The following is a 22,530-nucleotide window of genomic DNA, read 5'->3' as shown; positions in this document are numbered from 1 at the left end:
AGACGAGGCATGCTCACGCTCGACGAGCTCCGGGCGCGCGTGGACGCGGGCACGATCGACACCGTGCTCGTCGCGATCACGGACATGCAGGGCAGGCTCCAGGGCAAGCGCTGCTCGGCCGAGTACTTCCTGGACGAGGTCGTCGGGCACGCCACCGAGGCCTGCAACTACCTCCTGGCCGTGGACGTCGACATGAACACCGTCGACGGCTACGCGCTCTCCTCCTGGGACAGCGGCTACGGCGACTTCGTGCTGCGCCCCGACCTCGAAACCCTGCGCGAGGTCCCGTGGCAGGAGGGCACCGCGCTGGTGCTGGCCGACGTCGAGCGCGTGCAGGGCGGGCCGGTGTCGGTGTCGCCGCGCCAGATCTTGCGCCGCCAGCTCGAGCGCCTCGCCGAGCGCGGGCTCGCCGCCTACGTCGGGACCGAGCTCGAGTTCATCGTCTTCGACGACACCTACGAAGCCGCCTGGGACAAGCGCTACCACGGCCTCAAGCCCGCCAACCAGTACAACGTCGACTACTCCATGCTCGGCACCGCGCGGCTGGAGCCGCTGCTGCGCCGCATCCGCAACGACATGGCCGGCGCCGGGCTCTACCCGGAGTCCGCCAAGGGCGAGTGCAACCCCGGCCAGCAGGAGATCGCCTTCCGCTTCACCGATGCCCTGAGCACCTGCGACAACCACAGCGTCTACAAGAACGGCGCCAAGGAGATCGCGGCGCAGGAGGGCAAGAGCCTCACGTTCATGGCGAAGTACAACGAGCGCGAGGGCAACTCCTGCCACATCCACATCAGCCTGCGCTCCACCGAGGGCCGCGCCGTCCTGGCGGGCGAGCACGACCACGGCTTCTCGACGCTCATGGAGCAGTTCCTCGCCGGCCAGCTCGCCGGGCTGCACGAGCTGACGTACTTCCTCGCCCCGAACATCAACTCCTACAAGCGGTTCGTGCCCGGCAGCTTCGCGCCGACCGCGATCGCGTGGGGCACCGACAACCGCACCTGCGCGCTGCGCGTCGTCGGCCACGGCGAGTCGCTGCGCGTCGAGAACCGCGTGCCGGGCGGGGACGTCAACCCGTACCTCGCCGTCGCCGCGCTGATCGCCGCCGGCCTGCACGGCATCGAGAACGAGCTGGAGCTGGAAGAACCCTTCACCGGCAACGCCTACCACTCCGGCCGGGACACGGTGCCGACCACGCTGCCCGAAGCCGCCGCGGCGCTCGCCGGCAGCGAGCTGGCGCGCGGAGCGTTCGGCGAGGACGTCGTCGAGCACTACCTGAACGCGGCGAAGATCGAGGTGGACGCCTACAACGCCGCCGTCACCGACTGGGAGCGGGTTCGTGGCTTCGAGCGCCTCTAACGGCCGGCCGGTTATCGGACTCACCACCTACCTCGAGCCCGCCAAGTTCCTCGTCTGGGAGACGGAAGTCGCGCTGTTGCACCGCGTGTACGTCGACTGCGTCGTCGCCGCGGGCGGCATCCCGGTGCTGCTGCCACCGGTCAGCGACGCGTACGACCGGCTCGTGTCCACAGTGGACGGACTGGTGCTCACCGGCGGCGCCGACGTCGAGCCGCAGCGCTACGGCCAGGAGCAGCACCCCGCGACCTACACCCGCCCGAACCGCGACGCGTTCGAGTTCGGCCTGTTCGCCGCCGCGCGGCGGCAGGGGAAGCCGGTCCTCGGCGTGTGCCGCGGCCTGCAGGTGATGAGCGTCGCCCTCGGCGGCACGCTCGCCCAGCACCTGCCCGAAAGCGCGGGCACCACCGAGCACCAGCCCGCGCTCGCGACGTTCGGCCGGGGCACCGTCACGCTCGCCGACGGCAGCCGGGCGGCGGCGATCCTCGGCTCGGAAACCAAGACACTTTGCTACCACCACCAGGCGATCGACCGGCTCGGCGACGGCCTGGAACCGGTCGGCTGGGCCGCCGACGGCACCATCGAAGCCGCGGAAGTACCCGGCGAGTTCACCCTGGGCGTGCAGTGGCACCCCGAGCAGGACAGCGACGACGTACGGCTCTTCGCGGCCCTCGTCGACGCGAGCAAGGAGAGGGCATGACCAGCAGCTTCGACGTCCTGAACCCCGCCACCGAGGAGGTGGTGCGGAGGGTCCCGCTGACCAGCGCCGAGGAGACGGACGCGGCGATCGCCCGCGCCCGGGCGGCGTTCCCGGCGTGGCGCGACGTCACCCCCGGCGACCGCGCGCGCCTGCTGCGCCGCTTCGCCGACGCCGTCGAGGCCGACATCGAAAACCTCGCGCGGCTGGAGGTCGCCAACTCCGGGCACACGATCGGCAACGCCCGCTGGGAAGCGGGCAACGTCCGCGACGTCCTCAATTACTACTCCGCCGCGCCGGAACGCCTGGTCGGCAAGCAGATCCCGGTGCCCGGCGGCGTCAACGTCACCTTCCAGGAGCCCCTGGGCGTGGTCGGCGTGATCGTGCCGTGGAACTTCCCGATGCCGATCGCCGGCTGGGGCTTCGCACCCGCGCTCGCCGCCGGCAACACCGTCGTCCTCAAGCCCGCCGAGCTGACGCCGTTGACCGCGATCCGGCTCGGCGAGCTGGCCCGCGAGGCAGGCATCCCCGAGGACGTCTTCCAGGTGCTGCCCGGCAAGGGATCCGTGGTGGGACAACGGTTCGTGGACCACCCGGGCGTGCGCAAGGTCGTCTTCACCGGTTCCACCGAGGTCGGCAAGCAGATCATGGCCGGCTGCGCGGCCCAGGTGAAGCGCGTGACGCTCGAGCTGGGCGGCAAGAACGCAAACATCGTCTTCGCCGACTCCGACCTGGAAAAGGCCGCGGCGACCGCGCCCTACGGCGTCTTCGACAACGCGGGCCAGGACTGCTGCGCGCGTTCCCTGATCCTGGTGCAGGCGAGCGCGTACGACCGCTTCATGGAGCTGCTCGAACCCGCGGTGCACGGCGTCGTCGTCGGCGACCCCGGCGACGAGAAGACCGAGATGGGCCCGCTGATCTCCGCCGCGCACCGCGAGAAGGTCGCCTCCTACGTACCGGACGACGCGCCGGTCGCCTTCCGCGGCACCGCGCCGGAAGGCGACGGCTTCTGGTTCCCGCCGACCGTCCTCACCCCGCCCGACCTGCGGCACCCGGCCGCGGCGGACGAGGTCTTCGGCCCGGTCGTCGCCGTCGTGCCGTTCGCCGAAGAGGCCGACGCGGTCCGGATGGCGAATGCCACCGAGTACGGCCTGTCCGGGTCGATCTGGACCCGCGACGCCGGCCGCGCGTGGCGGGTGGCGCGTGGTGTCGAAGCCGGCAACCTGTCGGTGAACTCGCACTCTTCGGTGCGCTACTGGACGCCGTTCGGCGGCTTCAAGCAGTCCGGCCTCGGCCGCGAGCTGGGCCCCGACGCCGCGGCGGCGTTCACCGAAACCAAGAACGTCTTTCTCAGCACGGAGGAGTAATGGTCCAGCGTTTCGAAGGCCGCGTCGCGGTGATCACCGGCGGCGCGAGCGGCATCGGGCTCGCCTCGGCCCGCCGGCTGGCGAGCGAAGGCGCGAAGGTCGTCATCGCGGACCTGACGCCGGCCGTCGGCAAGGCGGCCGCGGACGAGGTCGGCGGCGCGTTCATCCAGACCGACGTCACCGACGCCGAGCAGGTCGAGAACCTGTTCCACAGCACGGTCGAGCAGTTCGGCTCGGTCGACGTCGCGTTCAACAACGCCGGCATCTCGCCGCCGGAGGACGACTCCATCCTCACCACCGGCATCGAAGCATGGGACCGCGTGCAGCGCGTCAACCTGACGTCGGTGTTCCACTGCTGCAAGGCCGTCCTGCCGCACATGCAGCGCCAGGGCAAGGGCTCGATCATCAACACGGCGTCGTTCGTCGCGGTGATGGGCGCGGCGACGTCGCAGATCTCCTACACCGCGTCCAAGGGCGGTGTGCTCGCGATGAGCCGCGAGCTGGGCATCCAGTTCGCGCGGGAGAACATCCGGGTCAACGCGCTGTGCCCGGGGCCGGTGAACACGCCGCTGCTCAAGGAGCTGTTCGCGAAGGACCCGGAACGCGCGGCGCGGCGGCTGGTGCACGTACCGGTCGGCCGGTTCGCCGAGCCCGAGGAGATCGCGGCGGCGGTGGCCTTCCTGGCCAGCGACGACGCCAGCTTCATCACGGCCTCGCAGTTCCTGGTCGACGGCGGCATCTCCGGCGCGTACGTCACCCCGCTCTAACGGCGCGTCTTCTTCTCCCCGGGTTTCCGCACGCCGTACACCTCCCGCAGGTACTTCCAGGCCGCGTTGAGGGTCTTGCGCTCTTCGGAGAGCTGACGTTCGCGCCGCCGCAGGATGCGGGTGGCCACCTCGGCGGCGAGGAAGGCGCCGGCGGCGAAGGTCAGCGTGCCGACGATCAGGATGAGGGCGATCACGGTGGTGGTCATGGTCACCAGCGTCGGGCCGGCCTGGGCGATTTGTCCCTGCGCAAAGCTAGCGGGTTTCGTTAGCTTTGTGAGGTGACGCACTGGCGCGCCGACGAGTGGGCGGAAGCGGTCCGGACCGGCATCCGGGCGCGGGGGCTTTCCCTGGACGAGGCCGCGCGCCGCATCGGGGTCCCGACGTCGACGCTGCGCAGCTGGATCGAGCACCGGCACGCGCCGAAGGTGACCGTCTTCGACCACTGGGCCGAGCTCGCCGAGGTCACCGGGCTCGGCGAGGCCGAGCTGCTGCGCGTCGCCGGCGTGCTGCCCGAAAGCCTCGCGAGCCCGGTGCACGTCGCGCAGGCCGCGAAGGCGCTGCGCGAGGGCATCGACCAGGCCGGGCAGTTCCTCCGGCAGGCCACGGCGCTCGTCTACTCCTCGCCCGGCACGCAGGTGGCCAACCTCATCGCCGCGTCGCCGACCGACTGGGAGATGCGGATCCGCTCCGCGACCCGCGGTGACGAGGTCCGCGTGACCTACCACCACTACGTCGGCGTCGTGGCGCCCCGGGACTTCCCCCACGACGACGCCGAGGTGCGCCGGATCCTCGAGCACGACGTCCTCGGCGAGCTGTGGCGGCCGCTCGGGCTCTACTGGCGGGTCGCCGAGGTGCACGACTGGCACGAGCCGCCGCGGCTGGTGATCCAGGTGCCCGAGCAGGAGGCGACGCGCCCGCCCGTGCCGTCGCCGGTCGTCGCCGCGCCGCCGGTCGTGGTGCTGTCGCCGATCTGGGGGTACGGCGAGCTGCTGGCGTCGCTGGTCGCCGACGGCCTCGGGTTCGGCAACGTCGACTTCCGCTACTTCGGCCTCCCGGACGCGATGGCCGACCGCGTCCGGATCACCGCCCGCGAGCTGGCCGAGCCCGCGCCGCGGCTGGTGCACACGGTGCCGCCGATCATGCTGCTGCACGGCCTGGCCGTGCCCGACCTGACCGGACGGCTCCCGGTCGTCGTCCGCTACGGCCCCCGCATGCGCGAGCGGGCAGCGCGTATTTACCGCGAGCCGCTGCTCGAAGCCGGGTTCGCGGACCCCTTGGCCGGGGCACGCGCGATCGAGCAGGCGGTGTCGTCCGGGGTACCACCGGGCTGCGCGTACTTCGAGGTCACGCTCGACGACGAGGACGTCTTCGACGGCGACGATCCGTCGCTGGACCGGCTCAACGACTCGGTGGCGTGGCTCGCCGAGCAGATCGTCGAGCAGGTGCTGCTGGGGGCCGGCCACCCGCCGGTGCCCCTGGGCGGGCCGCTGAAACGCCTGGTCCTGCCCTCGGGCCGGGTCCGGCGGCCGCCGGCACTGGCCGGCCGGGTCGTGCGGCGGGTCGCCGATCGAGGCGGACTCGAAGAGTGATGTGGCGTTGGCCCGGTGAAGTAGACGGACCTCGGAGGCGGCAGGTACCGTAGCCGCCACAACTGCAGATCGGGCCGTTGAGCCGAGGCGGGAGAGCCCTCACGAAGTCGGTGGGGCACCGAAGGAGCAAACTCCCCGGAATCTCTCAGGTACCTGCTACCGCTTCGCGCGAGGCCACTCTGGAAAGCAGGCGCACCCGCGCCTCACCCAAGGTGAAAGCCGTGCTGTGTCTACTCGAGCAGCACGGTGAAACTCTCAGGTGCCATGACAGAGGGGGAGTTCCCAGCGCACCCGTGTGCCCGGCCCGAGGAGCTCCCATCACTTCTACGCAGTTCGACGCCCGCCACATCGGCCCGTCCGAGGCCGAACGCGCGAAGATGCTGGCCGAGTGCGGCTACGGAAGCCTGGACGCCCTCGTCGGCGCGGCCGTGCCGACCGCCATCCGCGCCACCCGTGACCTGCGGCTCCCGCCCGCCGCGTCCGAAGAGGACGCCACCGCGGAGCTGCGCGCCCTCGCCGCGCACAACCGCCCGATGACGCAGATGATCGGCCTCGGCTACTCCGACACCGTCACCCCCGGCGTGATCCGCCGCAACGTCCTCGAGAACCCGGCTTGGTACACCGCGTACACGCCCTACCAGCCGGAGATCTCCCAGGGCCGGCTCGAAGCGCTGCTCAACTTCCAGACCATGGTTTCCGATCTCACCGGCCTGGCCACCGCGAACGCGTCCCTGCTGGACGAGTCGACCGCCGTCGCCGAAGCCGTCACGCTGATGCGCCGCGCGTCCAAGTCCAAGTCGAACAAGGTCGTGCTCGACGCCGAGTGCCTGCCGCAGACCATCGCCGTCGTGCGGACCCGCGTCGAGGCGCTGGGCATCGAGGTCGAGGTCCGCGACCTGCTCACCGGCCTGCCGGACGACTTCTTCGGCGTGGTCGTCCAGTACCCCGGCGCGTCCGGCGTGCTGCGCGGCCGCGGCTTCTACCACGCGATTTCCGAGTCGGCGAAGGCCGCGGGCGCGCTGTTCACCGTCGCCGCCGACCTGCTCGCCCTCACCCTGATCACCGCGCCGGGCGAGTTCGGCGCCGACGTCGCCGCCGGGTCGACGCAGCGCTTCGGCGTCCCGCTCGGTTACGGCGGCCCGCACGCCGGGTTCATGTCGGTCCGCGCCGGACTCGAGCGCTCGCTGCCGGGGCGCCTGGTCGGTGTCTCGGTCGACGCCGACGGCAACTCCGCCTATCGGCTGGCGCTGCAGACGCGTGAGCAGCACATCCGCCGCGAGAAGGCGACGTCCAACATCTGCACCGCGCAGGTCCTGCCCGCCGTGCTGGCCGCGATGTACGCGGTCTACCACGGTCCGGACGGCCTCAAGCGGATCGCCCAGCGTGTCCACGGCCTGGCCGCGGGCTTCGCGGACGCTCTCCGGAAGACCGGCGTCGAGGTCGTGCACGAGTCCTTCTTCGACACCGTCGTCGCGCGCGTCCCGGGTCAGGCCGCCGAGGTCCACGCGGCTGCCCGCGAGGCCGGCATCAACCTCGGTCACGTCGACGCCGACCACGTGCGTGTCGCCTTCGACGAGATCAGCACGCCCGCTATCACCGCGAAGGTTCTGAAGGCCTTCGGAGTCGAGGCCGACGTCCAAGACGGCGTCGCGCTGCCGAACGGCCTGGCCCGCGAGAGCGGCTTCATGGGCCACGAGGTCTTCGGCACCCACCGCTCCGAGACGGCGATGCTGCGCTACCTGCGCCGCTTGTCCGACCAGGACTACGCGCTCGACCGCGGCATGATCCCGCTCGGCTCCTGCACGATGAAGCTCAACGCCACCACCGAGATGGAGCCGATCAGCTGGCGCGAGTTCGCCGGCATCCACCCGTTCGCCCCGGCGGAAGACGCCGAGGGCTACCACACGCTCGTGGGGCAGCTCGCGGACTGGCTGGCCGAGGTCACCGGCTACGACCAGGTGTCGCTGCAGCCGAACGCGGGCAGCCAGGGCGAGCTGGCCGGGCTGCTGGCCATCCGCGCGTACCACCGCGCGAACGGCGACGAGGCCCGCGACGTCTGCCTGATCCCGTCGTCGGCGCACGGCACCAACGCCGCTTCGGCGGTGCTCGCCGGGATGCGCGTGGTCGTCGTGAAGTGCACCGACGAGGGCAACGTCGACCTGGCCGACCTGCGGTCCAAGGTGGACGCCCACCAGGACACGCTCGCCGCGATCATGGTCACCTACCCGTCCACGCACGGCGTCTACGAGCACTCGATCGACGAGCTGGCGAAGATCGTCCACGACGGCGGCGGCCAGGTGTACGTCGACGGCGCGAACCTCAACGCCCTGCTGGGCCTGGCCAAGCCGGGCGAGTTCGGCGGCGACGTCTCGCACCTGAACCTGCACAAGACCTTCTGCATCCCGCACGGCGGTGGCGGCCCCGGCGTCGGCCCGGTCGCGGTGCGCGCGCACCTGGCGCCGTACCTGCCGAACCACCCGCTGCTGGACCAGGCCGGCCCGGCGACCGGTGTCGGCCCGATCAGCGGCGCGCCGTACGGCTCGGCGTCGATCCTGCCGATCTCGTGGGCCTACGTCCGGATGATGGGCGCGCCCGGCCTGACCGCGGCCACCAAGGTCGCCGTGCTGGCCGCGAACTACGTCGCCTCGCGGCTCGCGCCGCACTACCCGGTGCTCTACACGGGCCAGGACGGCCTGGTCGCGCACGAGTGCATCCTCGACCTGCGGCAGATCACCAAGGAGACCGGCGTGACGGTCGACGACGTCGCGAAGCGGCTCATCGACTACGGCTTCCACGCGCCGACCATGTCGTTCCCGGTCGCGGGCACGCTGATGGTCGAGCCGACCGAGTCCGAGGACCTGGGCGAGATCGACCGGTTCGTCGCCGCGATGATCGCCATCCGCGCCGAGATCGACGAGGTCGCTTCCGGTAAGTGGAGTGCCGACGAGTCACCGCTGCGCGGGGCGCCGCACACCGCCGAGACGCTGGTCGGCGAGTGGGACAAGCCCTACGACCGCGAGCTGGCGGTGTACCCGGCCGGGGTGTCGCGCAAGAACAAGTACTGGCCGCCGGTGCGGCGGATCGACGGCGCCCGCGGTGACCGTAACCTCGTGTGCTCCTGCCCGCCCCTCAACGCTTACGAAGGCTGAAACCCAGTGTCGAAGGAAACCTCGCTGCACGGCGTCCACAAGGGACTCGGTGCGCTGTTCACCGACTTCGCCGGCTGGTCCATGCCGGTCCGCTACGCCAGCGAGCTGGCCGAGCACAAGGCCGTCCGCGAGGCGGCCGGGCTGTTCGACCTCTCGCACATGGCCGAAATCCACGTCACCGGCAAGCAAGCCGCCGACGTCCTGGACTTCGCGCTGGTCGGCAACCTCACCGGGGTCAAGCCGGGCCGGGCGCGCTACACGATGATCTGCGACGCCGACGGCGGCGTGCTCGACGACCTGGTCGTCTACCGGCTCGCCGACGAGCACTACCTGGTCGTCGCGAACGCGGGCAACGCGAAGGTCGTCGCCGACGCGCTGGCCGAGCGGGTCGCGGGCTTCGACGCGGTGGTCGACGACCGGTCCGAGACGACCGCGCTGATCGCCGTCCAGGGCCCGAAGGCCGTGGAAATCCTCGGCGCCGTCACCGACGCCGACCTGGGCGCGCTGAAGTACTACGCCAGCGTCCCGGCGGTCGTGAAGGGCCACGAGATCCTCCTCGCCCGCACCGGCTACACCGGCGAGGACGGCTTCGAGCTGTTCGTCCCGGCCGACGAGGCCCCGGCGGTCTGGCGGCTGCTCATGGAAGCGGGCGAGTCACACGGCCTCGTCCCGGCCGGACTCGCCTGCCGCGACACGCTGCGTCTCGAAGCCGGAATGCCGTTGTACGGCAACGAACTCACGCTCGACCAGAGCCCGTTCGAAGCCGGGCTCGGGCGTGTCGTGAAGTTCGAGAAGCCGGGCGACTTCGTCGGCCGCGCGGCGCTGGAGGAACGGTCCAAAGCTGACGTTCCGCGAGTGCGGGTGGGCCTTCGCGGAGCTGGCCGTCGCGCTCCGCGTCACGGTTACAAGCTGCTGGCCGAGGGAACCGAGATCGGCGAGGTCACCAGTGGGGCGCTGTCGCCCACGCTGGGTTACCCGATCGCCATGGCGTACGTCGATCGGGCGTACGCCGAGCCCGGCACCGAACTTTCCGTCGACATCCGGGGCAGGATCGAGCCCGTCGAGGTCGTCGCCCTGCCCTTCTACTCCCGCGCGTAAAGGACTTTCACCATGAGCATCCCCGAGAACCTGAAGTACACCAAGGAACACGAGTGGCTGAGCGTCGCCGACGGCGTCGCCACCGTCGGCATCACCGCCTTCGCCGCCGAGTCGCTCGGTGACATCGTGTTCGTCCAGCTGCCCGAGGCCGGCTCGGCGATCACCGCGGGCGAGGTGTTCGGCGAGGTCGAGTCGACCAAGTCGGTCAGCGAGCTGTACGCGCCGGTCTCCGGCGAGGTCGTCGAGGTGAACGGCACCACAGCGGACACCCCCGAGGTCATCAACTCCGACCCGTACACGGAAGGCTGGCTGCTGAAGGTGCGTCTGACCGGGGACGTGCCCGAACTGCTCGACGCCGCCGCGTACGCCGCGCTCACCCAGGAGAACTGATGACGACGTTCGACCAGCACCTGTCCGAAGTCGACCCCGAGGTCGCTGCGGCCGTCGCCGACGAACTGAACCGCCAGCAGTCCACCCTGGAGATGATCGCCTCCGAGAACTTCGCCCCGGTGGGCGTGCTCGAGGCGCAGGGTTCGGTGCTGACCAACAAGTACGCCGAGGGTTACCCGGGCCGCCGCTATTACGGCGGTTGTGAGCACGTCGACGTCGTCGAGCAGCTCGCGATCGACCGCGCGAAGGCCCTGTTCGGCGCCGAGCACGCCAACGTGCAGCCGCACTCGGGCGCCCAGGCCAACGCCGCCGCGATGTTCGCCGTGCTCAAGCCCGGCGACACCATCCTCGGCCTCGACCTGGCGCACGGCGGCCACCTGACGCACGGGATGAAGATCAATTTCTCGGGCAAGCTCTACAACGTCGTCGCCTACCACGTCGACAAAGAGACCGGCATCGTCGACCTGGCCGAGATCGAGCGCCTCGCCGTCGAGCACAAGCCGAAGCTGATCATCGCCGGCTGGTCGGCGTACCCGCGTCAGCTCGACTTCGCCGAGTTCCGCCGCATCGCCGACCTGGTCGACGCTCGCCTGATGGTCGACATGGCGCACTTCGCCGGGCTGGTCGCGACCGGGCTGCACCCGTCGCCGGTGCCGCACGCCGACATCGTCACCACGACCACGCACAAGACCCTCGGCGGCCCGCGCGGCGGCCTCATCCTCTGCCGCCAGGAGCTGGCGAAGAAGATCAACTCGGCGGTGTTCCCGGGACAGCAGGGCGGGCCGCTCGAACACGTCATCGCGGCCAAGGCCGTCGCGCTGAAGATCGCCGCGAGCGAGGAGTTCAAGGAGCGCCAGCAGCGCACCTTGGAGGGCTCCCGGATCCTGGCTTCGCGCTTGTCCCAGTCGGATTGTGCCGACGCCGGTGTGCGCGTGCTGACCGGTGGCACCGACGTCCACCTGGTCCTGGTCGACCTCGTCCAGTCCACTCTGGACGGTCAGCAGGCCGAGGACCGGCTCCACGAGGTCGGCATCACGGTCAACCGCAACGCCGTGCCGTTCGACCCGCGCCCGCCGATGATCACCTCCGGCCTGCGGATCGGCACCCCGGCGCTGGCCACCCGCGGCTTCCAGGCCGGGGACTTCACCGAGGTCGCCGACGTCATCGCCGAGGCCCTCAAACCGGACTTCGACGACGCCCTGCGTTCGAAGCTGCGCGACCGCGTCGAGACGCTGGCCAAGAAGCACCCGCTGTACGCGGACCTGTCCCGGTGAGCGCGCTGCCCGAAGGCCGGAAGCTGCTGCGTCTGGAAGTCCGCAACAGTGAGACGCCGATCGAGAAGAAGCCGCCGTGGATCAAGACGCGGGTGCGGATGGGGCCGGAGTTCACCGAACTCAAGGGTCTCGTGCGTCGTGAGGGTCTGCACACGGTGTGTGAAGAGGCCGGTTGTCCCAACATCTATGAGTGCTGGGAAGACCGTGAGGCGACGTTCCTCATCGGTGGTGATCAGTGCACGCGTCGGTGTGATTTCTGTCAGATCGACACGGGTAAGCCGGCTGAGCTGGACCGGACCGAGCCGCGGAAGGTCGCGGAGTCCGTGCAGGCCATGGGCTTGCGGTACTCCACGGTGACCGGTGTCGCTCGCGATGATCTGGACGACGGCGGTGCGTGGCTCTACGCCGAGACCGTGCGTCAGATCCACGACTTGAACCCGGGCACTGGTGTCGAGTTGCTGATTCCGGACTTCAACGCCGACCCCGCTCAGCTGGCCGAGGTCTTCGGGTCGCGGCCGGAAGTCCTTGCCCACAACGTCGAAACGGTGCCGCGGATCTTCAAGCGGATCCGTCCCGGGTTCCGGTACGCGCGTTCGCTCGAGGTCATCACCAAGGCCCGTGAGTTCGGGCTGGTGACGAAGTCCAATCTGATCCTGGGTATGGGTGAGACCCCGGACGAGGTCGCTCCGGCGATGCAGGATCTGGTCGACGCGGGTTGCGAGATCTTGACGATCACGCAGTACCTGCGTCCCTCGCCGCGGCATCATCCGGTGGATCGGTGGGTGAAGCCGGAGGAGTTCGTCGAGCATTCCAAGGCCGCCGAGGCGATGGGCTTCGCCGGTGTCATGGCGGGACCGCTCGTGCGTTCCTCGTACCGCGCGGGACGGCTGTACGCGCAGACCAAGGGCTACCGTGGGGAGGAGCTGCCGGAGAACCTGCGGCACCTCGCCGACCAGGGCCCGGCCGCGCAAGAAGCCAGCTCCCTGCTGGCGCGATAGGAAGGGGCAGATCAATGGCGATCAGCGTCTTCGACCTGTTTTCCATCGGCATCGGCCCGTCGAGCTCCCACACCGTCGGGCCGATGCGGGCCGCACGGACCTTTGCGGACGGACTCGGCGACGATCTCGGGAAGACCGCGCGGGTGCAGGCCGAGCTGTTCGGTTCGCTCGGCGCGACCGGGTTCGGCCACGGCAGCGACAAAGCCGTCTTGCTCGGGCTTTCGGGTGAGCGTCCCGAAGAGATCGACACCGACACCGTGCCGGTTCGCGTCGCGGAAATCCGCGAGTCCGGCCGGCTGCGGCTGGCCGGGACGCACGAGATCGCGTTCGACGAGGACAACGACCTCACGATGCACCGGCGCAAGTCCCTGCCGGCGCACCCGAACGGCATGGTCTTCCGCGCGTTCGACGCGGCGGGCTCGCTGCTGATCGAGCGCACGTACTACTCGGTCGGCGGCGGCTTCGTCCGCGACGAGTCGTACGAGACGGACGCGGTGTTCGTCGAGGATTCGACGCCGGTGCCGTACCCGTTCCGCACGGGCGCGGACCTGCTCGGGCACTGCGCCGCGACGGGGTTGCCGATCAGCGAGATCATGATGGCCAACGAGCTGTCGTGGCGCACTCGTGCGGAGGTCCGGGACGGGCTCCTGGCGATCTGGGCGGTCATGGCGGAGTGCGTCCGCAACGGCTGCACGCACGAAGGCGTCCTGCCGGGCGGCCTGAAGGTGCCGCGGCGGGCGCGTTCGCTGCACGAGAAGCTGCTCGCCGAGGACGGCGTCGGCGATCCGCTGTACGCGATGGACTGGGTCAGCCTCTACGCCCTCGCCGTCAACGAAGAGAACGCCGCGGGCGGCCGAGTGGTCACCGCGCCGACCAACGGCGCCGCGGGGATCATCCCGGCGGTCCTGCACTACTACCAGCGGTTCATCCGGCACTCGTCGGACGACGGCATCGTGACGTTCATGCTGACGGCGGCCGCGATCGGCTCGATCCTCAAGCAGACGGGCTCGATCTCCGGCGCCGAGGTCGGCTGCCAGGGCGAGGTCGGCTCGGCGTCCGCGATGGCGGCGGCGGGGCTGACCGAAGTCCTCGGCGGCTCACCGGCCCAGGTGGAGAACGCGGCGGAGATCGGGGTGGAGCACCACCTCGGCCTGACGTGCGACCCGGTGGGCGGGCTGGTGCAGATCCCGTGCATCGAGCGCAACGCGGTGGGGGCGTCGAAGGCGATCCACGCGGCCCGCATGGCCATGCGCGGCGACGGCAGTCACGTGGTGACGCTGGACAAGGCGATCAAGACGATGCGCGAGACGGGCGCGGACATGAGCGTGAAGTACAAGGAGACGGCTCGGGGCGGCCTGGCGGTGAACGTCATCGAGTGCTGACGACGGGTCAGTTCCGCCGGTCCTCGTCCTCCACCGCCAGCTTCAACCCCACCTCGACCAGGCGCCAGCCCAGCTGCTGCTTTCTCGATCCCGGGCTGCGGCTCGGCGTCGCTCTGCCCGGCGGGCGGTTGCGCACGCCGTGGCGCAGCTCGTTCTCTCGCTCGTGAACCAGATCCTCGGCCATCAAGAAGTGCACCGGATCGCCCCCTGCGTCGTTCGGTGTCAGTGGCTCCATCGTCGCCGACCGTGGCCGTCCGGTTCCACCGGTTTTTCCGCCCGCGAACACCATTGTCACCGACAGCGACCGTCCGTGGCCACTCCGAAGGTGCGCCGCGCCGGGGGTGGACCCCGCGCGGCGGCCTAAACTCGCGGGATGGAACCGACCTCGGTGGTGAATGCCGGTGAAGCGCTGTTCCGGCCGGTCCGCGCGGGCAACGCCTTCGAGGAGACCGTCGAGCGGCTGCTCCAGGCCATCCGCCTCGGCGTGGTCGGCGCGGGGGAGCGGCTGCCGTCGGAACGCGAGCTCGCCGAGCGTCTCGGGGTCAGCCGCGTCACGCTCCGCGAAGCCATCCGCGCCCTCTCCGACGCCGGTTACGTCGAGTCACGGCGAGGGCGCTACGGCGGCACGTTCGTGAACGACACGCTGCCCGGACCGCCGGATCGGTCACCTGGAGGCAAGGTCGAACCCGTCGCGCTGGAGGACGCGCTGAGCCTCCGCTACGTCCTCGAGACGGGCGCCGCGGAGATGGCCGCCGCCCGCTCGCTGAGCCCGGCCGACCGCCGGCACCTCACCGGCACGCTCGCCGAAGCCGCCGGCGCGGAGCTCGACGACTACCGCCGCAAGGACTCCCGCCTGCACCTCGCGATCGCGGAGGTGACGGCGTCCGGCTCGCTGACCACGGCGATGGCCGATGCCCGCACCCGCGTCAACCAGCTGCTCGACCGGATCCCGCTGCTCCCGCCCAACCTCGAGCACTCGAACGCCCAGCACGAGGCGATCGTCGACGCGATCCTGGCCGGCGACGCCCCCGCGGCCCGCCAGGCCATGGCGGAGCACATCGAAGGCACGGCGTCGCTCCTGCGCGCGTTCCTGGCTTGAACCCGTCTTGACAGGATTCGAACAACCTCGTTAGTTCTCCACAGAACCTTCTCACCCGTTCGGCCGTCATCCATTCGTGACCTTGCCGACCGAGGAAATAGCGGAAGAAGACCCGAAGCCGGACACCCCGCGCCGACGGCGGTGGCGGCGGATCCGGCGGATCGGCTACTGGAGCTTCGGGCTGCTGGTCGGCGTCCCGCTGATCGCCTTCTGGGTCGCCTACCTCGTGCTCGACGTCCGCAGCCCGCAAGAGGTCCTCGACGGGCTCGACAAGACCGTCGTCCTGAACTACTCGGACGGGTCGACGCTGCTCAAGGTCATCCCGGCCGACGGCGACCGGACTTTCGTGCCCTACCCGCAGGTGCCCGCGAAGCTGCGCGACGCGATCATCGCCACCGAGGACCCGACCTTCTGGGACAACCAGGGCTTCGACCCGACCGGCATAGGCCGCGCGTTCCTCACCGGCGTCGGCGGCGGGTCCGGGATCACCCAGCAGTACATCAAGAAGTCCACCGGTGACGACGACGCGACGCTCGGCCGCAAGTTCGCCGAGCTCGTCCTGTCCACGAAGATCACCCAGGAGCAGAGCAAGGAACAGATCTTCGAGAGCTACGTCAACATCATCTCCTTCGGCCGCGGCACGTTCGGGCCGGCCGCGGCGATGAACGCCTACTTCGGCAAGAAGCTCGACGACTCGATCACCTGGAGCGAAGCCGCCTTCCTCGCCGGGATGATCCAGTCGCCGTCGGTGCACGACCCGGCCGCCTCCGGCGACGCCCACGCCGCCCGGCGCTGGGAGTACGTGCGCGACAAGCTCAAGGGCCGCGGATACGTGCAGAACGACGAACCGATGGCCTACCCCGGCGCCGAGGTCCAGCCGCCGTCGGAGACCCGGGCCGGCAAGGTCACCTACGACGAGTTCCACGTCAAGCAGCAGGTCCTGGCCGAGCTCGAACAGGACGGCTTCCCGCTCGGCCGGCTCCAGCAGGGGAACATGACGGTCGAGACCACGCTGGACCACGGCATGCAGGACGCCGCGAAGAAGACGTTGCAGGACAGGCTGAAGGGCGAGCCGAAGGAGTTCCGGGGCGCGGTGGTCGCCGTCGACCCGAAGACCGGCGCCGTCCGCGTCTACCAGGGTGGCGACCAGGGCGTCCGCGACTACGCGAGCACCCCGCACGCGGCGGGCTCGGCGTTCTACCCGTTCACCCTCGCCGCCGCCCTGCGCCGCGGCTACGGCCCGGACGTGCCGGTCCCGGCGCCCGAAGAACAGGAGTTCCTCGGCGAAAAGTTCAAGTACCCGGACGTCTGCGGCCCCAAGTGCACGCCGCGCACGGCGATGCAGGCGCACGCCGACGGCCCGTTCGTCGCCCTGGCGAAGAAACTCGGCCCGGACGTGCTGAGCGAGACCGCGCGGCAGGCGGGCGTCCCCGAGACCGTCGACGGCACGCCGACGATGCGCGAGAAGGACGGCTTCCTCATCGGGCCGGGCATCGCGATCGGCCGGTACCCGCTGCGGCCGCTCGACCTGGCCGGCGCCTACGCCACCTTCGCCGCGGACGGCAGCCGCACCACCCCGCACCTGGTGGCGAAGGTGCGGGACGAGAGCGGCAAGGTCATCTGGGAGCACACCGACACCGCGCGCCCCGCGTTCGACGAAGACGGCGACGAGAGCCGCCGCATCGCCCAGGACGTCACCGGCACCCTGGCCGACGGCAGCGGGGCCGCGTTGCGCACCGGCGAGGCCGAGCACGGCAGCAGCCCGGACAACCAGGACGCCTGGGCCGTCGGCTACACCCCGCAGCTGGCGACCGCGGTCTGGATCGGCTCCGACGACGACCGCCGGCTGAAGGACGCGACCGGCGCGAAGCTCACCGGCGACGTCGTCCCGGCCGACATCTGGCGCGGGTTCATGGCGGCGGCGCACCAGGGCGGGCCGGCCCGGAAGATCGCCGTGGGCCCGCCGCCGGTGGTGCGGCCGCCGCGGTGAGTCAGCGCACGAGGCCCAGCACGAACCCGTCGTGCCCCTTGCCGCCCACGGTCTGGACGGCGGTCGCGTCCAGCCGCGGTTCGGCGGCGAGGACGGCGAACATCTCCCGCACGCCGATGACGTCCGGGTCGGTGCTCGCCGCGTCGGTCACCCGGCCCTGCCGGACGACGTTGTCGACGACGATCGTCGTGCCCGGCCGCGACAGCTCCAGCGCCGCGCGCACGTAGTTCGCGAGGTTGCGCTTGTCGGCGTCGACGAAGACGAAGTCGAACGGCCCGGTCAGCGCCGGCAGCGTGTCGAGCGCGGCGCCGACCTTGATCTCGACGACGTCCTCGCCGAAGCCCGCGCGGGCCAGGTTGGCCCGGGCGACCTCGGCGTGCTTGGGCTCGTACTCGCAGGTCACGAGCTTGCCGCCGGCCGGGAGCGCGCGGGCCAGCCAGATCGTGCTGTACCCGCCGAGCGTGCCGATCTCCAGGATCGAGCGGGCCCCGGCCTGGCGGGCCAGCAGGTGCAGCAGCTTGCCCTGGTTGGGGGCGACGGCGATGCGCGGCAGCCCGGCGGCGGCCGAGTCGGCGAGCGCGTCGTCGAGCACCGGATCGGGGGAGAGCAGCGCCCCGCTGAGGTAGTCGTCGACTTCGGCCCAGGTCTTGTCGGTCATGGCACCTCCACGGCCAATCTAGCGGCCCGACACGCCAGGCACAGGGGATGGCGTCGCGGGCCCAAGCGCCCCAATGTGGCCTTGGTTGCGTTGAACGCACCGAAGGCCGCCTTGGGTGCGTTGAACGCACCGAAGGCCACATTGGGGCGCTGGTGAAGGCAGAGCCGGCGGGCTGGGATCATGCTCAGGAGCGATCGAAGGCGGGAAGGTGGACATGGACGACTACCGCGTCGTCGCGGACGCCCTCGCCGCCGACATCGAAGCCGGCCGGCTGCGGCCCGGCGACCGGCTCCCGCCGCAGCGTCGATTCGCGCGGCAGCACGGGATCGCGAACTCCACCGCCGCCCGCGTCTACGGGGAGCTCGTCCGGCGGGGGCTGGCCGTCGGCGAGGTCGGGCGCGGCACGTTCGTACGGGCCGCGAAGCCGCCGCCCGAGCCCGCGCTCGCCGAACCCGGGGACGCCCGCGTCGACCTCGAGCTCAACTTCGCCGTCCTGCCCGACCAGAGCGCGCGGCTCGCCAAAGCGCTCGAACCCCTGCTGCGCGACGACGTCCTCACCGCGGCCCTGCACCCGATCGGCGCCGCGGGCACCCCCGCCGCCCGGGAAGCCGCCGCCACGCTGCTCACCCGCGGCGACTGGCGGCCGGACCCGGCGACCGTCCTGTTCACCGGCAACGGAAGGCAGGCCATCGCGGCCGCGATCGCCGCGTTCGTGCCGGTGGGGGAGCGGCTCGCGGTGGAGTCCCTGACCTACCCGGTCGTGAAGGCCCTTTCCACCCGGCTCGGCGTGGAGCTGGTCCCGGTCGAGACCGACGAGCACGGCCTGGACCCGGACGCCCTGGCCGCGGCCGGACCGGTGCGCGCCCTCTACGTCCAGCCGACGCTGCACAACCCGCTCGGCACGACCATGCCCCCGCGGCGGCGGGAGGAGCTGGCCCGCGTCGTCGCCCGGCTGGACCTGCCCGTCATCGAAGACGGCATCTACACGTTCCTGCGCGACGACGTCCGGCCGTTCGCCGCGTACGCGCCGGAACGGACGGTCTTCGTCGACAGCCTGTCCAAGCGCGTCGCGCCCGGCCTGACGGCGGGATTCCTGGTGGCGCCGCCGTCCTGGACCGCGCGGCTGGCGTCGTCGGTGCGGTCGGGCGCCTGGGCCGCGTCGCGCTTCGCCGTCGAAGCGGCGACGCAGTGGATCGTCACGGGCACCCTCGCCGACGTCGAAGCCGCGAAACGCCGGGACGCCGCCGTGCGGGCGGCGGTGGTCGCCGAGAAGCTGCCGGGACTGCGGGGCGACGCGGCGTCCTACCACCGCTGGTTCGAGCTGCCGGAGCAGTGGCGGGCGGAGACGTTCGTCGCGGCGGCGGCCCGGCGCGGCATCGCGTTGTCCCCGGCGGCGGCGTTCGCGGTGCTACCCGGGCACGCGCCCAACGCCGTGCGGATCGCGGTGTCGGCTCCGCCGGTCGAGACGCTGGCCGCGGCGCTGGACGTCCTGGCGGCGCTGGCGAACGGCAGCCCGGACGACCTGCTGGCCGACTGACAGCGGGTGCCAGGGGCGTGCCAGCGCGGTGTGCGGCCCGCACCAGGGGCCCGCGCCACTCTTCGGTGGTCGCGAAACGAACCGAAGGAGCATCCATGAACGTCACGATCATCGGCGCCGGCCTCGGTGGCCTCACCCTGGCCCGGGTCCTGCACGTCCACGGCATCGCCGCCACGGTCTACGAGGCCGAGCCGTCGCCGATGGCGCGCATGCAGGGCGGGATGCTCGACATCCACGACTACAACGGGCAGCTCGCCGTCGAGGCCACCGGCCTGGCCGCCGAGTTCCGCGAGCTCATCCTCGAAGGCCGCCAGGCGATGCGGATCCTCGACCAGGACGGGAACCTGCTGTACGAGAAGACCGACGACGGCACGGGAGGCCGTCCCGAAGTGCAACGCGGCGAGCTGCGCCGCATGCTGCTCGACGCGCTCCCGGAGGGCACGGTCCGGTGGGGGCACAAGGTCAGCGGTGTCCGCACCCTCGGCGACGGCCGCCACGAAGTGACCTTCGCGGACGGCGCCGGCGTCGTCACGGATCTGCTCGTCGGCGCGGACGGCGCCTGGTCGAAGGTCCGGCCGCTGCTCACCGACGCCACTCCGGAGTACGAAGGTACGGCGTTCGTCGAGACGTACCTGTTCCTCGCCGACTCCCGTCACCCCGAGACCGCGAAGGCGGTCGGCGGCGGGTCGATGGTCGCGCACGGCGGCTCGCCGGACGACGGGATCAACGCCCACCGGGAAAGCGGCGACACCGTGCACACCTACGTGGCGCTCGCCCGGCCGCTGGACTGGTTCGCCGCCATCGACTTCACCGACCCGGCGGCGGCCGCGGCGCGGATCGTGGAAGAGTTCGACGGCTGGGCGCCGGAGCTCACGGCGTTGATCACCGAAGGCGACACCGCCCCGGTCCTGCGTCCGCACTACACGCTGCCGGTCGGGCTCCGGTGGGACCGCGTGCCGGGCGTGACCCTCCTCGGCGACGCCGCGCACCTCACAGCTCCGAACGGCGAGGGCGCGAACCTGGCCATGCTCGACGGCGCGGAGCTCGGTCAGGCCCTCGCCGCGCACCCCGGCGACGTCGAAGCCGGCATCGCCGCCTACGAGGAGACCATGTTCGTCCGCAGCGCGACTCCCGTGGACGACGCTGTCCTGCTCGAAAGCCTGTTCGGCGACGACGTCCCGGAGAGCCTGCTCGAGCTGGTTCGGGGCGAGCAGAACTAGGGCGCGTACTTCCCGACGAAGCTGCCGCAGGTGACCACGCGGCCCGTGAGCCGGTCTTGGATCGCCTTCTCCAGGCCCAGGTAGGTGAACACCGGCGTGTCGGCCGGGACCGCCGCCGGCACCGGGCCGCCGGTCGCCAGCAGCCGCGTCGGCACCGTCTGGAACAGCACCAGGTAGCCGCCTTCGCGGTTCAGCTCGTCGGCTTCCGCGAGCATCCGCTGGGGCGCGTCGCCGACGATCTCCAGCGGCAGCGGCCACTCCAGCGGGAACGGGTTGCGCAGGCCGAACGCGGGGTAGGCGAACGCGTTGTCCGGCAGGACCGCCGTCCGCGGGGCCGGGAAGCGGCCGACGCAGTCGCGGATCTGCCGGACGTAGGTGAAGGTCGAGGGGTTGGTGCGGATGCCGGACATCGCCGGGCTGACGTCGCCGAGGTCCGCGGTCAGCCGGTCGTGCCCGAGGTCGAGGTAGGCCGCCTGGTCGTGGCGCGCGACGACGACCCAGCCGCACACCGCCACCGCGGTGAGGCCCGCCGTCGCGGTCACCCAGCGGCGCGCGAGCCGCGGCCGCGGCGGGACGACGTGGCTCAGCAGCAGCAACGCCGTCAGCGCGAGGGTGCCGGTGAGCAGCGTCGGCGTGTCGTTGCCCCACGACAGGCTGGTCATGAACCCGGTCGCGAGCACGAGCAGCCCGGCCCACGGCACCCGCCGCCGCACGGCCGCGTTGACCGGCACGCTGACCGCGACGATCCACCACAGCACGTCGGCCCAGCGCGAGGAGCCGGTGAACCGGCCGTCGACGACCGTCCAGACGACCGCCGCGGCCCCGGCGAGCACGAGCACCCAGGACGCGGCCCGCCCGGCCGCGCCGAGCCGGTCGCCGGGCAGCCGGACGGCCAGCAGCACGACGGCGATCGCGGCGAAGAAGCTCAGCTCCCGGAACGGTGCCTGCGTCAGCACTTCGGGGTCTTCGAGCCAGAGCCCGAGCAGCCGTTCGCCGTACGCGGGCACACCGCCGGTCAGCTGCTCGACCATTTCGGCGAACCCGCCGCCGAGGCTCACCCACGCCACGTACACGAGCCCGGGCGCGCCGAGCGCGAGGAGGTCGAGGACGAGGCGCCGCCACCAACGCGCGGTCCGCAGCGCACCCGCGCGGGTGGCCGGGTGCAGCAGCAGCCACAGGACACCGATCACCGCGGCGAGCGCGAAGCTCTGCTTGACGAACACCGCGCAGCCGAGCAGCACCAGCCCGCCGCGCCGGGCGAACGCGCGGTCTCCGCTCAGGCCGGCGTCGAGCGCCCACGCGCCGCACGCGGTGAGCGCGATGCCGTCGACGGTGTGCCAGGCCATCAGCGGGAAGGCGTTGAGGTTGATCAGCGACGCCGCCGCGACCATCGCGGTCATGCCCGGGCCCCACTCGAGCACCCGGCGGCGGGTGACGAGCGTGGCGAAGGCGATGGTGGCGACGATGATCTCGATCATCGAGAGGAAGCTCGACCCGAAGAACAGCGGCATCGGCAGGGCGTAGTCGGCGACGTGCAGCACCGCGGACCCGAGCGGGCGGGCGGAGATGATGTCGGCGTGCGGGACCTCGCCGTGCAGCACGCGCCACGCCTGGGCGAGGATGAAGCCCTGGTCGGAGGGGTGGAAGCCGAAGCGGCCGACGCGCAGTTCGGTGGCCAGCGCCAGCAGCACCACCCAGCCGGCGTGGATGCCCCAGCGCAGCAGCGGCCGGGCGGGTTTCGCGGGCGCGGGTTCCGGGGCAGCGGCGCGCGTCGGACTCGCCACGTCCACGCCTGCCCGCCTTCCGCTCCCGATCACACCCGGGAAGCGATGGTAGCGGCCGGGGCGGTCACCGGCATGGACAGCACCACCGGGCCCGCGCGGTCCGGAACCTGCCGGAATGCCGTTGATCGTGGTGACCTTGACCGGCGGCGACCCGCGTGACCCGCACCCGGCGCTCTAC

Annotated in this window: 19 protein-coding genes and 1 riboswitch; of the genes, 15 read left to right on the top strand and 4 right to left on the bottom strand. The window is 71.5% G+C overall.

From position 1 onward, the window contains the following. Nucleotides 1-9 precede the first annotated feature (9 nt). The 4 genes from AB0C38_RS41860 to AB0C38_RS41845 are packed head-to-tail and all read left to right on the top strand — an operon-like array spanning nucleotide 10 to nucleotide 4,184. Nucleotides 10-1,356: a glutamine synthetase family protein gene (locus AB0C38_RS41860; protein ID WP_360684547.1), complete on the top strand. Its 1,347-nt coding sequence runs from the start codon at nucleotides 10-12 to the stop codon at nucleotides 1,354-1,356. Then, entirely contained in the window at nucleotides 1,337-2,053 is a 717-nt protein-coding gene (locus AB0C38_RS41855) for a gamma-glutamyl-gamma-aminobutyrate hydrolase family protein (protein ID WP_360684369.1), read from the top strand. The genes AB0C38_RS41860 and AB0C38_RS41855 overlap by 20 nt, the downstream gene beginning before the upstream one ends. Then, on the top strand, nucleotides 2,050-3,417 hold the full coding sequence (locus AB0C38_RS41850; RefSeq protein ID WP_360684366.1) for an aldehyde dehydrogenase family protein: 1,368 nt from the start codon (nucleotides 2,050-2,052) through the stop codon (nucleotides 3,415-3,417). The genes AB0C38_RS41855 and AB0C38_RS41850 overlap by 4 nt, the downstream gene beginning before the upstream one ends. Further along, nucleotides 3,417-4,184 carry a 3-oxoacyl-ACP reductase gene (locus AB0C38_RS41845; protein WP_360684363.1) on the top strand — a complete coding sequence of 256 codons (768 nt, stop codon included), beginning with the start codon at nucleotides 3,417-3,419 and terminating at the stop codon, nucleotides 4,182-4,184. The genes AB0C38_RS41850 and AB0C38_RS41845 overlap by 1 nt, the downstream gene beginning before the upstream one ends. Here AB0C38_RS41845 and AB0C38_RS41840 read toward each other — a convergent pair. After that, entirely contained in the window at nucleotides 4,181-4,390 is a 210-nt protein-coding gene (locus tag AB0C38_RS41840) for a hypothetical protein (RefSeq protein ID WP_360684360.1), read from the bottom strand. The genes AB0C38_RS41845 and AB0C38_RS41840 overlap by 4 nt on opposite strands. 72 nt (nucleotides 4,391-4,462) lie before the next feature. On the opposite strand from AB0C38_RS41840, the gene AB0C38_RS41835 reads away from it, so the two are divergent. The 7 genes from AB0C38_RS41835 to AB0C38_RS41805 all read left to right on the top strand — a co-directional run bounded on the left by AB0C38_RS41835 (nucleotide 4,463) and on the right by AB0C38_RS41805 (nucleotide 14,064). Next, the gene (locus AB0C38_RS41835) at nucleotides 4,463-5,773 is read left to right on the top strand and encodes a helix-turn-helix transcriptional regulator (protein WP_360684358.1); all 1,311 of its coding nucleotides are present in this window, start codon (nucleotides 4,463-4,465) and stop codon (nucleotides 5,771-5,773) included. 78 nt (nucleotides 5,774-5,851) lie between these two features. After that, a riboswitch (glycine riboswitch) is annotated at nucleotides 5,852-5,945 on the top strand. A gap of 145 nt (nucleotides 5,946-6,090) precedes the next feature. Continuing rightward, the gene (gene gcvP, locus AB0C38_RS41830; protein WP_360684544.1) at nucleotides 6,091-8,922 is read left to right on the top strand and encodes an aminomethyl-transferring glycine dehydrogenase; all 2,832 of its coding nucleotides are present in this window, start codon (nucleotides 6,091-6,093) and stop codon (nucleotides 8,920-8,922) included. Between the two features lie 6 nt (nucleotides 8,923-8,928). Continuing rightward, nucleotides 8,929-10,020, top strand: coding sequence for a glycine cleavage system aminomethyltransferase GcvT (gene gcvT, locus AB0C38_RS41825; protein WP_360684355.1), 1,092 nt, complete (start codon nucleotides 8,929-8,931; stop codon nucleotides 10,018-10,020). Between the two features lie 12 nt (nucleotides 10,021-10,032). Then, nucleotides 10,033-10,410 carry a glycine cleavage system protein GcvH gene (gene gcvH, locus AB0C38_RS41820; RefSeq protein ID WP_360684352.1) on the top strand — a complete coding sequence of 126 codons (378 nt, stop codon included), beginning with the start codon at nucleotides 10,033-10,035 and terminating at the stop codon, nucleotides 10,408-10,410. Then, nucleotides 10,410-11,684 carry a serine hydroxymethyltransferase gene (gene glyA / locus AB0C38_RS41815; RefSeq protein ID WP_360684349.1) on the top strand — a complete coding sequence of 425 codons (1,275 nt, stop codon included), beginning with the start codon at nucleotides 10,410-10,412 and terminating at the stop codon, nucleotides 11,682-11,684. The genes gcvH and glyA overlap by 1 nt, the downstream gene beginning before the upstream one ends. Beyond that, nucleotides 11,681-12,682: a lipoyl synthase gene (gene lipA, locus AB0C38_RS41810; protein WP_360684346.1), complete on the top strand. Its 1,002-nt coding sequence runs from the start codon at nucleotides 11,681-11,683 to the stop codon at nucleotides 12,680-12,682. The genes glyA and lipA overlap by 4 nt, the downstream gene beginning before the upstream one ends. 14 nt (nucleotides 12,683-12,696) lie before the next feature. Further along, nucleotides 12,697-14,064 (top strand): L-serine ammonia-lyase, encoded by a 1,368-nt coding sequence (locus AB0C38_RS41805; RefSeq protein ID WP_360684343.1) that lies wholly within the window; start codon nucleotides 12,697-12,699, stop codon nucleotides 14,062-14,064. Nucleotides 14,065-14,071: 7 nt separating this feature from the next. Here AB0C38_RS41805 and AB0C38_RS41800 read toward each other — a convergent pair whose 3' ends face one another. After that, the gene (locus AB0C38_RS41800) at nucleotides 14,072-14,299 is read right to left on the bottom strand and encodes a hypothetical protein (protein ID WP_360684340.1); all 228 of its coding nucleotides are present in this window, start codon (nucleotides 14,297-14,299) and stop codon (nucleotides 14,072-14,074) included. A 138-nt stretch (nucleotides 14,300-14,437) separates the two neighbouring features. Here AB0C38_RS41800 and AB0C38_RS41795 point away from each other — a divergent pair, with 138 nt between their 5' ends. Next, nucleotides 14,438-15,163 (top strand): GntR family transcriptional regulator, encoded by a 726-nt coding sequence (locus AB0C38_RS41795; RefSeq protein ID WP_360684337.1) that lies wholly within the window; start codon nucleotides 14,438-14,440, stop codon nucleotides 15,161-15,163. A gap of 82 nt (nucleotides 15,164-15,245) precedes the next feature. Next, entirely contained in the window at nucleotides 15,246-17,153 is a 1,908-nt protein-coding gene (locus tag AB0C38_RS41790; RefSeq protein WP_360684541.1) for a transglycosylase domain-containing protein, read from the top strand. Between the two features lies 1 nt (nucleotide 17,154). Here AB0C38_RS41790 and AB0C38_RS41785 read toward each other — a convergent pair whose 3' ends face one another. Further along, a complete protein-coding gene (locus AB0C38_RS41785) occupies nucleotides 17,155-17,811 on the bottom strand; it encodes an O-methyltransferase (RefSeq protein WP_360684334.1) in 657 nt (218 codons plus the stop codon). A 214-nt stretch (nucleotides 17,812-18,025) separates the two neighbouring features. Between AB0C38_RS41785 and AB0C38_RS41780 the strand changes: the two genes are divergently transcribed. After that, the gene (locus AB0C38_RS41780; protein ID WP_360684331.1) at nucleotides 18,026-19,348 is read left to right on the top strand and encodes a PLP-dependent aminotransferase family protein; all 1,323 of its coding nucleotides are present in this window, start codon (nucleotides 18,026-18,028) and stop codon (nucleotides 19,346-19,348) included. A gap of 95 nt (nucleotides 19,349-19,443) precedes the next feature. After that, a complete protein-coding gene (locus AB0C38_RS41775; RefSeq protein WP_360684328.1) occupies nucleotides 19,444-20,568 on the top strand; it encodes an NAD(P)/FAD-dependent oxidoreductase in 1,125 nt (374 codons plus the stop codon). Here the strand turns inward: AB0C38_RS41775 and AB0C38_RS41770 are convergent. Further along, on the bottom strand, nucleotides 20,565-22,358 hold the full coding sequence (locus AB0C38_RS41770; protein ID WP_360684325.1) for a hypothetical protein: 1,794 nt from the start codon (nucleotides 22,356-22,358) through the stop codon (nucleotides 20,565-20,567). The genes AB0C38_RS41775 and AB0C38_RS41770 overlap by 4 nt on opposite strands. Nucleotides 22,359-22,530: the final 172 nt, after the last annotated feature.

Source organism: Amycolatopsis sp. NPDC048633, from assembly GCF_040650695.1.
Taxonomy (GTDB): domain Bacteria; phylum Actinomycetota; class Actinomycetes; order Mycobacteriales; family Pseudonocardiaceae; genus Amycolatopsis.
The sequence above is the reverse complement of the archived record's forward strand: the minus strand, read 5'-3'. Positions and strand labels throughout refer to the sequence as shown.